Source organism: Anaerophilus nitritigenes, from assembly GCF_004138215.1.
GTDB classification, from domain to species: Bacteria; Bacillota; Clostridia; order Peptostreptococcales; family Thermotaleaceae; genus Anaerophilus; species Anaerophilus nitritogenes.
In genome coordinates this window covers 1-12,076 of the sequence record NZ_RYYS01000055.1, presented here as the reverse complement: position 1 = coordinate 12,076, position 12,076 = coordinate 1, and the positions used below count along the sequence as shown (strand labels likewise).

Sequence of the window (12,076 nt, the reverse complement as noted above, 5' to 3'; positions counted from 1 at the left end):
GTAATAGAAATGTATTAGCTGCATAGTCATTAGTGACTATGACATTATTATACTAGGAGATGAAAATATGAAAAATAAGAAATTAATTTCTTTAGCGCTTACTACATTTATGGCAGTAGGATTGTTTTCTTATGTAGCAATGGCTATAGGAGAACCTGGTTCACAAGAAGATCCAGTAGTGACTAAAAGCTATGTAGAAACTAGAAATCAACAATTAAAAGCTTATATAGATGAGAAAATTGGGCAAATACTTAGTATGAAAAATGATACAAATACAGGCATAGTGAGTGGATCTTCTACTTTTGAAGTTATAGAAGTACAAAAGGGTCAAAAGGTTATAGCTGGAGAAAGCACTGAGATGGTTTTAAGATCTGGACAAGCTAAAGCCATTACAACTTCATCTGGAGGGATTGCAGATTTAACCATTGGAAAAGACATAAAAGATGGAGAATCTATTTCACTTCATCACTTACTTTTATTTCCAAGAAATGATGGACGTGGCATAGAGATATTATGGGATAAAACATTTATATTAGTAAAGGGAACTTATGAGATTCGTTGAAAGCGCTTGTGCGCTTTTTTTCAATCGTGGAGGTCAGGATGAGTAATTATAGTAAAACAATCAAGACAATTTTTGCAGTAATGGGGCTGACTTTTTTTGCAAAGTTTTTAGGCTTTTTTAGAGATGCTTTGTTAGGTGCTAAATTAGGAGCAAATATGGAGTCAGATGCATATATTATGGCTTTAAATAGCACCTCGATTGTTTTTGTAAGTGTGGGAAGTGCTATTGTTATAGCTGCTATTCCTATTATCGTAAGACTCTTAAAAAGAAATACAAAAAAGGAAGCTTTTTCATTTACAAATAATTTGTTGAATATTTTAATTATGATTGCATTTGTTTTTACTCTTTTAGGAGAGTTATTTTCAAAACAAATTATAAAAGTGCTTGCTAGTGGATTTGAACCACATAAGTTTGAGTTAACAGTACAATTAACACAAATCATGTTTCCTATTATTATATTTATTTGTATTACTTATGTATTTGTATCCTTATTACAAAGTATGGAAAAGTTTAAAATAACATCTATTATTAGTCTTCCTGCTAATGTAATTATGATTCTTTTTTTATGTTTTTTTTCTGAGAAATATGGAGTAAAAGGACTGGCTGTAGTAACAACGATAGGATGGATTTTACAATTTGTAGTTATGATGCCTACGCTTTATAAAGAAGGATACAGATATACTTTTAAAATTAACTGGAAAGATGAACATATGAAAGAATTTTTTTCAATGATTTTGTTGATTATTATGGTAGCATCTGTGAGTCAAATTAATATTTTATTAGATGAAAAACAAGCATCTTTTTTTGGACATGGAAAAATTTCTTTTCTTCATTATGCAAATATATTATATCAAGCTGTTACGACTACTACAGTACTAGGAATCAATACAGTCATGTTTCCTAAGTTTGCAGAAAAAGCAGTTTCACTAAAGAAAAAACAATATTCATGCTTTATAGAATCTATCATAGAGGTGATGATGTTTGTGCTATTACCTATGACAGCAGGAGCCTTTATATTAAGAGATCCTATTATTGGACTTGTATTTGAAAGAGGAGAGTTTACCCATGGACATACTATCATTACAGGGCTAGTTTTTGCTTCTTATGCTTTAGGTATGCTAAGCTTTGGTATACTTGATGTAGTCAATAAAGCATTTTATGCAAAAAATAATAAAAAGATACCATTCTTATATGCTATTTTTATTATTTTACTTAATATGATTTTTAATATAGTATGGGGCAAAAAATTTGATATTGTAGGACTTGCTATTGCCACATCTATGTCATCTATCATAGGAAGTATGGGACTGATTTGGGCATTTAGAAAAGAAATGGGCTATTTTGATACAAAAAAATTAGCAAGTACTTTTTTAAAGATTTTGCTAAGTTGTTGTATAATGGGAATCATGGTTACCTTAAGCTTTAAAGCATTAGATTTGTATTTTATAGAAAAAGGATTGATACAAAAAATCATAACAATTATGATACCAACTATAGTAGGTACAGTAGTATATGCTTGTGTTACTATGAAGTTTAAAATAGAACAAGCAATGACTATATATGGTCATTTTATAAAACCAATGGTTATGAAAATCAAAGGAAATAAAGCATAAAAAGGATGTGAGTATATGAAGAAAAATTATATTTTATTATTTATTTTGATTTTTTCAATATTGGCTTCTTCCATCACAGCAATGGGAAGAATCAATGCAGAATCAAAGAATAATGTAGTAGATGTAGTTCTGGATTATAAAGAATTTGAGCAAATGGCGAAGCAATCAAATAAAGATCTAAGTTGGTGGTTTGTAAAACTTAAAGAACAAGGGGTAAGTTCTGTTGGACTAATGGAAGAAAGTCTTGAGTCTATGATGAAGGAAAATAAACCTATAAAGGTTGAAATGATAGGAAATATTATAAAGGATATGGATTGGCAAAAAAAATATCCAAAAGAATTTGTAACTTATTTAAATAATAATAATAATAAAATAGATGAATATGATGTTTTGGCTACTACAAATTCAAAAGAACTTTATGACTTTATAAAAAGAGGTCTTGAAAGTCGTTATGATTTTAAGAAGTTTAAAATATTTACAGCTGATGATGAGTATCTATTTTGGATAGATGGAGATATAGAAGATGCTTTATACACAGAGCAAATAGGAGAACAAGATTATAAAGGAAAAACTTTTACAAAGACAGCTACATTATATTCTTCTAAGATTAGAAGATTATCTTTGGGATTTGATCCAGAAAAAATTAATAAGATCAAAAAAAGTGGTCTAAAAATTATTCCAAGACCCTATAATTATGAAAGTTTTAGTGGAGAAAAATATTTAAATGCAACTTTAGATGAATATAAAAAATATGATATTATTCCTAATTATATGATTTTTGCAGGATCAGAAGTTTTAGGATATAAAGAAAATGTAAAAGGCCTAGAAGAGTATATGAAAAAAAATAATATAAAAGTAGGTCTTATTGAATCAGAGGTACAAAGAGAACATGCCAAACAAGATGGACTTTATGATTTAACAAGAAATTTAAACTATAATAGTGTAAGAGTATTTAGTTTACCAACTTATATTCAAGAAAGATTTAAGTATTATAATTATGAAGGATCAGAGGAAATAGAAAATGCCTTATATAGAGCAGTTACAGAAAGAAATATAAGAGTTATTTATTTTAAACCTTTTAAATATGATGACAAAATTTATGTAACAGATGATAATGAGTATGTAAAAATGTTTGATGGATTTAAAAATAGGATTGCAAAACATAAAATGCATATAGGAGATGCTAGTGTTATAAAAATTCATAAAGTAAGAGTTCGTCACAAACTTCCTATTGGATGGGGAATTGTAGCGGGAGGAGTATTACTTCTTAGTTACCTTATTTCTATGAAAGATAAAATAAAATATATTTTATTAGGAATAGGAATATTAGGGGTTAGTGGTATGATTATAGTTATGCCATCCTTAGCAGACAAAATACTACCTTTAGGAGGAGCAGTCGTTTTTCCATCTTTATCTATGTTATATCTTTGTGCAAGACTAAGAATTTACTATAAAGATCAAAATAAAAAGAATATAATTAAAATCATAGGAAATGGTATCAAAGATTTGGCTTTATGCTGTTTGATTTCGGCTATAGGATCTTTGATGATTGGATCATATCTTTCAGATGTTGAATATTTACTAGAAATGAGTATTTTTAGAGGAGTAAAGATTAGTCAATTGATTCCAATTGTAATTTATATGATGATCTATATTGGATATTTTGGATATAAAAATAAAAAGCTTAATCCAAATACAACCATTAAGTGGAAAGATATGAAAGAATTAATATTTGAGAATGTAAAAGTAATTTATGTCATACTAGGAGTCATTGTGGCAGCTATAGGATACGTATATATTGCAAGAACAGGACATGAAACTTCTATTACACCATCAGATTTAGAGATGATTTTTAGAAATGTTTTAGAGGAGAAATTATATGCTAGACCAAGAAATAAAGAGTTTTTATTTGCTTTCCCAGCCATTATGATTGGTGTTTTTATGGCTTATCGTGGATGGAAGTGGTTTGTTTTTACTTTTGGATTGGCAGCGGTAATTGGACAAACTTCAATTGTAAATACTTTTTGTCATTTAAGAACTCCTATGGCTCTTTCTATTGCAAGAACTGGATATTCTATTTTATTGGGAGTAATTATTGGAAGTATTGGTGTTTTTGTATTGTATGAAGGAATAAAGTTCTTGAGTATGATGAGAGGAGAAAAACTGGATGGATAGGATTGTTATTTCAGGATATTATGGATTCAATAATATAGGAGATGAATCTATATTAACTGCTATTGTAGGAAATTTAAAAGAATATATAAAAGATGTTGAGATAACTGTATTATCAGCAAATCCAGAAGCTACTTCTAAAAAACATCAAATACAATCTGTAGATCGGAAAAATATATATGAAATTTGTAGAGCAATCAAAAAATGTGATTTGTTTATTAGTGGAGGAGGAAGTTTACTTCAAGATGTGACAAGTGGAAGAAGTATTAGCTATTATTTAGCTATCATTTTGATTGCATTACTTTTAAGAAAAAAAGTTTTAATCTATAGTCAAGGAATGGGCCCTATTAACAAATGGTTTAATAAATGTATGGTTAGATGGGTTTTAAATCGTGTAGATTGTATTACGATAAGGGATGAAAAATCTAAAAAAGTATTAGATGAAGTAGGAGTTTCTATTCAGAAAACTTACGTAACTACAGATCCTGTGATTAGTTTACATCAAGGAAATCGATCATTAGGAAAAGAAATTCTAAAAAAAGAAGGTATAAGTTATCAAAGACCATTAATAGGTTTTGCTATTCGAGGAAGAGATGACAATGAAGAATTTGTATCTAATATTTCTATGATAGCAGATCAAATAATCAAAGATTTTAAAGTAGATGTAGTATTTATTCCCTTCCATTTTGGTGAAGATGTAAAAATAATGGATAAAATAGAAAATAAAATGGAGCAAAAAGCTTTTTTTATTCAAAATAGATATAATATAGATGAAATGCTAGGAATTGTTGGGAACCTAAGCTTGTTAATAGGGGTAAGATTGCATTCTTTAATTTTTTCAGCTATTATGAATGTTCCTTTAGTAGCAATTTCTTATGATCCTAAAATTGATAGCTTTATGGAATCTTTGGATTTAAAAGCTTTGTGTAGTATAGAAAACTTAAATTATAAAGATTTGTATGAAGAAATTAACTACATACAAAACAACTATGGACAAGTACAAAATATATTACAAAAAAGAGTACAAAAGCTTCAAGACAAGCTTAAAAAGAATGAAAAAGTAGTTAAAGAATTATTAAAAGGAGGAAATTCCTTTGAAAAATAAAGTGGATATTATGGGATCACTCATAGACGAGGTAAATTTAGAGGATGCACTACATCGTGCCATAGAATTAATAAATGGACAAAAATGTAGTATGATTATTACTCCTAATACAGAAATTGTTATGGAAGCTACAAAAGATGATGAATTATTAAGAATTATTAATGAAGCAGATTTAGTCATACCAGATGGAATAGGACTGATTTATGCATCCAAAATTCAAGGCAAAAATTTAAAAGAGCGAGTTACAGGTGTTGATTTGATGAAAGAAATATTAAAATATTGTCATGAAGCTAAAAAAAGCATCTATATTCTTGGAGGAAAACCAGGAGTTGCGAAAGGTGCTTGTGAGAATATTAAAAATAAATTTGTTAATATAGAGATAAAAGGATTTCAAGATGGGTATTTTAAGAAAGAAGAAGAAGATAAAATCATAGAAAGAGTCAACAAATTAAAACCAGATATATTATTTGTAGCTTTAGGAGCACCTAAACAAGAAAAATGGATGAAAAAATATAAGAATCATCTAAATGTAAAGGTAACTATGGGTGTAGGTGGAAGTGTAGACATTTGGGCAGGAACAGCTAAAAGAGCTCCAAAAGTCTATCAAAATTTAGGGCTTGAATGGTTTTATCGTTTGATGAAAGAACCATGGAGATACAAAAGAATGCTTGTATTACCAAAGTTTATAATCAAAGCAATTATAGATAAAAAATGATTAAATAATAATTAGTATGTTATAATAATGTATGAAAAATGAGGAAATTTGTAGGTGAGATTTATATAGAAAATCTCAGCATATAAATTTTCAAATAAAATTAAGGAGGAATCTGGATTGGAAAAAGTAGATTATAATCAACTTAAAAGTATTTCTACAGAAATTAGAAAAAATATTATCAAGTCTGTCCATGCAGCAGGTTCAGGACATCCAGGTGGATCATTATCAGCAGCAGATATACTAACTGTATTATACTTTTATAAAATGAAGGTAGATCCTAAAAATCCAAAATGGGAAGAAAGAGATCGATTTGTTTTATCAAAAGGACATGCAGCTCCAGTATTATATGCAACTTTAGCAGAAAAAGGATTTTTTTCAAAAGAAGAGCTTCTAAAGCTTAGACATATGGGGGCTATGCTTCAAGGTCATCCAGATATGAAGGGTACACCAGGAATAGAAATGTCTACAGGGTCATTAGGACAAGGATTTTCTTCTACTATAGGAATGGCTCTAGCTTCAAAGATGGATAAAAAAAATAATAGAATATATACATTACTTGGAGATGGAGAAGTACAAGAAGGAATCGTTTGGGAGGCTGCAATGGCAGCAAGTCACTATAAGCTTGATAATTTAACAGCAATTCTAGATTTTAATGGTCTTCAAATTGATGGAAAAAATGAAGATGTTATGAATATTCATCCAATCGAAGAAAAATGGGCAAGCTTTGGATGGCATGTAGTAGCCATTAATGGACATAATTTTGAAGAAATTATAAAAGCTTTAGATGAAGCTGAAAACACAAAAGAAAAACCTACTATTATTATTGCAAAAACAATTAAAGGAAAAGGAGTTTCCTTTATGGAAAATCAAGCAGGGTGGCATGGAAATGCACCAAAGGATGAAGAAGCGCAACAAGCACTAGACGAATTAGGAGGTGCAAATTAATGAGTCAAAAAATAGCTACAAGAGAAGCTTATGGAGATGCTTTAAAAGAGCTTGGACAAGTAAATGAAAATGTGGTTGTATTAGATGCAGACCTTTCTAAATCAACAAAAACAGCAGTATTTCAAAAAGAATTTCCAGAAAGATTTTTTAATATGGGAATTGCAGAGCAAAACTTAATGGGAACAGCAGCAGGGTTTGCAACAAGTGGCAAAATTCCTTTTGCAAGTACTTTTGCTATGTTTGCAACAGGAAGAGCTTTTGAAATCATAAGAAACTCTATTTGTTATCCTAAACTAAATGTAAAGGTATGTGCAACACATGCAGGAATTACAGTAGGAGAAGATGGAGCAAGTCATCAAGCATTAGAAGATTTAGCATGTATGAGAGCTATTCCAAACATGACAGTCATTAATCCTGCGGATGCTGTATCTGCAAAAAAAGCAGTATTTGCAATGGCAGATTTTAATGGACCTGTTTATGCTAGATTTGGAAGAGCAGCAGTTCCAACCATTTATGATGAAGATATGAAGTTTGAAATAGGAAAAGGAATACAAGTAAAAGAAGGTAAAGATGTAAGTATTATTGCTACTGGAATTATGGTTTCACTTGCTTTAGAAGCAAGTAAAATATTAAAAAGTGAAGGAATAGATTCAAGAGTTATTGATATACATACGATTAAGCCTATAGATAAAGATTTAATTATTAAGGCTGCGAAAGAAACAGGTGCTATTGTAACAGCAGAAGAACATAATATCATAGGTGGTTTAGGTTCAGCAGTAGCAGAAGTCTTAGTAGAAAATCATCCTGTATCTATGAAGAGAGTAGGGACAATGGATACCTTTGGGGAATCAGGAAAACCAAATGATTTGATGAAAAAATACGGATTAACTGGTGAAAATATTGTAAAAGCTGTAAAAGAAGTATTAAACCAAAAATAAAGCTAAGAGCATATGCTCTTAGCTTTATTTTTAAATTTTACATATATTGTAGGAAACGACCTCTGTGTCGTTCCAAAATAGTGTACAATAAAGATGAATTATTAGAATATTTGTACCCCCATTAGAATAAGATGAAGTATATATGAAGGAAAAAGGGGGAAAGATCGTGAAAGAAAAATTAAAGGAACTCAATTATAAAAAGATTTGTATGATTGCAATTGTTATTATGCTCATTATAGGAATTTTATTAGGTATCAAATATTTTATAGGAGATGATGAACAGGTGTCATTTGACGTGTTAAATCAAGAACAAATTCCACAAAAAATTCAAGAAATATTACCAAGGTACAAAAGTTTAGAAAGAGCCTTGGCTTGCAAAGTCAATGACGAAATTTTTATCATTGTAACAAGAGGAGAAAAAGCCACTGGGGGATATAGAGTTGATATAGATAAGGTTGAGCAAATAAAAGAAGATACAGAAGAAACTATGGTTGTATATACTACTTTTAAAGATCCAAGTCCAGGGGATGTAGTGACACAAGTGAGTACATATCCTCATACAGTAGCAAAGACAAATTTAAAGGATCTTCCAGATAAAATTGAGTTAAAGGTAAAATATGAAGATTGATAAAATACCTGTATCTTATGATACAGGTATTTTAATAATATAATAAAAATTTAAAAAATTTTTTATTAAAGTTTTAAAATGGATACATAAGAGGGTATATATATCTATAAACTAATGAGGGAGGAGATTCAATGTTTAAAAAATATGAAGTTTTAGTGGACAAGTTAAAAAATAAATGTGATGTAGATTGCTTTGAATTTGAAACGACTAAGGATTTATATCCTCTATATGGAATTATTGGACAAAGCAGGGCTGCACAAGCACTAGATTTTGGTTTAGATATGAAGAAAAAAGGATACAACATTTTTGTATCAGGAGAAAGTGGAACAGGAAGAAATAGTTATGTAGTGGCTATTGCACAAAAAAAAGCAGAAACAAAAAAGACACCAGATGATTGGTTTTATGTACATAATTTTAAAAATCAAGATAGTCCTATATCACTTTCTTTAAAAAGTGGAATGGGTAATTTGTTTAAAAAAAATATAGAAGAAATGGTAGAAGTTTTAAAAAAAGAAGTTCCTAAAGTTTTTACTACAAAAGAATACGAAAATCAAAAAACTGTATTGATTCAAGAATTCGAAAACTATACACAAGAGGTGATAGGAAATTTAAATGAATTAGCGAAGAAATATAATTTTACATTTGAACAGACAGACAAAGGACTCTTAAGTGTACCACTCAAAGAAGGACGTCCTATGAGTCAAGAAGAATATCAAAACCTTACTTCAGAAGAAATAGAAAATATAAGAGAACATACAAATGAATTAAGTATAGAGACTGTTGAAATATTTAATAGATTAAGGAGCTTAGAAGAAGACTATAGAAGTGATTTAAAAAAATTAGATATAAAAATGTCTCTAGATTTACTAAATTTTCATATTCAGCCTATAGAAGAAAAATTTAAAGAAAATTTGTGTGTAAAAAAGTATTTAAAGGAATTAAAAGAAGATATTATAGAACATATACAAAAATTTAAGGGAAATAAAAAAGAAATCAATAATCCATTCGCTATTTTAGATGCAAGATCAACAGAAGCTTTTTTTGATCGTTATCAAGTAAATCTATTTATTGATAATAGTCAAATGAAAGGTGCTCCTATTGTAAATGAAACCAATCCAAATTATTATAATTTAGTAGGAAGGATTGAATATAAAAATGAATTAGGTGCTTTAAAAACAGATTTTACTCAAATAAAATCAGGCGCACTACATCAAGCAAATGGAGGATATTTGATTTTACAAGGAAAAGATCTTTTGTCTAATCCTTTTGCATGGAATGCTTTAAAAAGAGCTTTAAAAACAAATCAAATTGTAATAGAAGGTTTAGACAAACAAGTAGGATATGTAGTCACATCTACTCTAAAGCCTGAGCCTATTCCACTAGATGTAAAAGTGATTATTATAGGAGATGCCTATACTTATTATCTTCTTTATCAGTATGATGAAGACTTTAAAAAGCTTTTTAAAATTATGGCAGATTTCGATATAGAAATGGATAGAAATGAAGAAAATGTACATAAAATGGCAAGATTTATTGCAACACATTGTGAAAAAGAAGAGTTAAAACATTTTGATAAAAGAGCAGTAGGACGCGTGATTGAATATAGCTGTCGTCTTTCAGATCATCAAAATAAATTGAGTTCTAGATTTAATCAAGTGGTAGAAATATTATATGAAGCAGATCGATTTGCAGAAATAGCAGGATCAGAAATTGTAAAGCTTGAACATATACAAAAGGCTATTGAACAAAAAAATTATAGAAATAATAAATATGAAGAAAAAGTATTAGAAATGTTTGATCAAGGAGTATATCTTTTAGATGTAGCAGGAGAAAAAGTAGGCCAAATCAATGGCTTAGCTGTTACTGGAACGGGAGAATATTCTTTTGGAAAGCCAAGCAAAATTACAGTATCTACTTATAAAGGCGAGGACGGACTTATTAATATAGAAAGAGAAGTCAAAAAAAGTGGAAGCATTCATGATAAGGGAGTACTTATTTTAAATGGATATTTAGGAGATAAATTTGCTCAGAAAAAACCATTATCACTATCTGCTAGTATTGTGTTTGAACAATTGTATTCTGGTGTAGATGGAGATAGTGCTTCTAGTACAGAGTTATATGCATTATTATCTAGTTTATCTAAAGTGCCTATTAAACAATATATAGCAGTTACAGGATCTGTCAATCAAAGAGGAGAAATTCAGCCTATAGGAGGAGTCAATGAAAAGATAGAAGGATTTTTTAAGGTATGCAAATTAAAAGGGCTAACAGGAAAACAAGGAGTTATGATTCCACATCAAAATGTAGTCAATTTAATGCTTTCTGATGATGTGATTCAAGCGGTAGAAAATAATATGTTTCATATTTATGCTATCTCTACTATAGAAGAGGGGATAGAAGTTTTGACAGGAAAAGAAGCAGGGACAAATAAAGAAGATGGAACTTATACAGATGGCAGTGTATTTGATCTTGTAAGCAAAAGGCTTGAGGAATTTTCAAAAAAGGAGAAAACAAACAAAGACAAATAGGTTTATATCCTATTTGTCTTTGTTTGTTAACATAGGATATTTTAGCAAAGGCATAAAAAATAAGGAACAATTATTGAAAATTTGTGAAAATATAGAATAAGTGAGAAAATGATTAGCATTACACTGTTTGAGCATAGCGAGTTTGTAATGCTATTTTCGAGTGATTCTATATATTTTCCAAATTTGAAAATCTAGTGACGTTTTTTTATGGCTTTGCTATTATTATAGATGTTTTACTTACAAGTAATGATTTCTTTTTCTGTAATGATATAATCTACAGGATAATCTAAAGAATGAGTAGGAACTTTATCAATTATTTGAAGATCAAAGGCTAGTGCAATAGATATGATAGGATGATGGATATTTTGAAAAAATCGATCATAATATCCTGCTCCATATCCAATTCTAAATCCTGAACGATCAAAGGCAACCCCAGGAACTAATACTAAATCAATTGTTTTAGGATTTACTTCTCTAATGAAATTCTCTTTAGGCTCTAAAATTCCATAACTACTTACAGAAAGCTCTTTTTTAGGGTCTCTTAGCTCTGATAAAAGGAGTTGTCTTGTTTCTTTTATGCTAATAGGAAGAACAACTTTTTTATTTTGAGATAAAAGGTCTTCTATGATTTTATCTGTTTTTACTTCATTTCTAAAATCCATATAAACCATAACATTGTGAGCATTATTATAACTGGAAAAACTTTTTAAGTGTTCAAAGATTTCTTTGCTTTTTTTGTTTACTTCTTCTACAGAAAGATTTTTTCTTTTTTGAAGAATATTTTTACGAATATTCTCTTTCATAAAATCATCTCCTAGTATAATAATGTCATAGTCACTAATGACTATGCAGCTAATACATTTCTATTAC

General features: G+C 29.2%; 10 protein-coding genes. 9 read left to right on the top strand and 1 reads right to left on the bottom strand.

The features are described from left to right. Nucleotides 1–67 precede the first annotated feature (67 nt). The 9 genes from EK368_RS08400 (at nucleotide 68) to EK368_RS08360 (ending at nucleotide 11,206) form a co-directional block, all read left to right on the top strand. Nucleotides 68–562 (top strand): hypothetical protein, encoded by a 495-nt coding sequence (locus EK368_RS08400; protein ID WP_129598409.1) that lies wholly within the window; start codon nucleotides 68–70, stop codon nucleotides 560–562. 38 nt (nucleotides 563–600) lie between these two features. Further along, nucleotides 601–2,175, top strand: coding sequence for a murein biosynthesis integral membrane protein MurJ (murJ, locus tag EK368_RS08395; RefSeq protein ID WP_129598407.1), 1,575 nt, complete (start codon nucleotides 601–603; stop codon nucleotides 2,173–2,175). A 15-nt stretch (nucleotides 2,176–2,190) separates the two neighbouring features. After that, on the top strand, nucleotides 2,191–4,350 hold the full coding sequence (locus tag EK368_RS08390) for a DUF5693 family protein (RefSeq protein WP_129598405.1): 2,160 nt from the start codon (nucleotides 2,191–2,193) through the stop codon (nucleotides 4,348–4,350). Next, nucleotides 4,343–5,452, top strand: coding sequence for a polysaccharide pyruvyl transferase CsaB (gene csaB, locus EK368_RS08385; protein ID WP_129598403.1), 1,110 nt, complete (start codon nucleotides 4,343–4,345; stop codon nucleotides 5,450–5,452). The genes EK368_RS08390 and csaB overlap by 8 nt, the downstream gene beginning before the upstream one ends. After that, a complete protein-coding gene (locus EK368_RS08380) occupies nucleotides 5,442–6,167 on the top strand; it encodes a WecB/TagA/CpsF family glycosyltransferase (protein ID WP_243109388.1) in 726 nt (241 codons plus the stop codon). Before csaB ends, EK368_RS08380 begins: the two co-directional genes overlap by 11 nt. 99 nt (nucleotides 6,168–6,266) lie before the next feature. Next, nucleotides 6,267–7,112 carry a transketolase gene (locus EK368_RS08375; protein WP_129598400.1) on the top strand — a complete coding sequence of 282 codons (846 nt, stop codon included), beginning with the start codon at nucleotides 6,267–6,269 and terminating at the stop codon, nucleotides 7,110–7,112. Continuing rightward, on the top strand, nucleotides 7,112–8,050 hold the full coding sequence (locus EK368_RS08370) for a transketolase family protein (RefSeq protein ID WP_129598398.1): 939 nt from the start codon (nucleotides 7,112–7,114) through the stop codon (nucleotides 8,048–8,050). Before EK368_RS08375 ends, EK368_RS08370 begins: the two co-directional genes overlap by 1 nt. 166 nt (nucleotides 8,051–8,216) lie before the next feature. Beyond that, complete coding sequence (locus EK368_RS08365) at nucleotides 8,217–8,678, top strand: protease complex subunit PrcB family protein (protein ID WP_165000381.1); 462 nt, start codon at nucleotides 8,217–8,219, stop codon at nucleotides 8,676–8,678. A 131-nt stretch (nucleotides 8,679–8,809) separates the two neighbouring features. Next, the gene (locus tag EK368_RS08360; protein ID WP_129598394.1) at nucleotides 8,810–11,206 is read left to right on the top strand and encodes a Lon protease family protein; all 2,397 of its coding nucleotides are present in this window, start codon (nucleotides 8,810–8,812) and stop codon (nucleotides 11,204–11,206) included. 233 nt (nucleotides 11,207–11,439) lie between these two features. On the opposite strand, the gene EK368_RS08355 is transcribed toward EK368_RS08360, so the two are convergent. Next, nucleotides 11,440–12,009, bottom strand: a complete 570-nt coding sequence (locus tag EK368_RS08355) for a 5-formyltetrahydrofolate cyclo-ligase (protein WP_129598392.1) — start codon at nucleotides 12,007–12,009, stop codon at nucleotides 11,440–11,442. Between the last annotated feature and the right edge of the window lie 67 nt (nucleotides 12,010–12,076).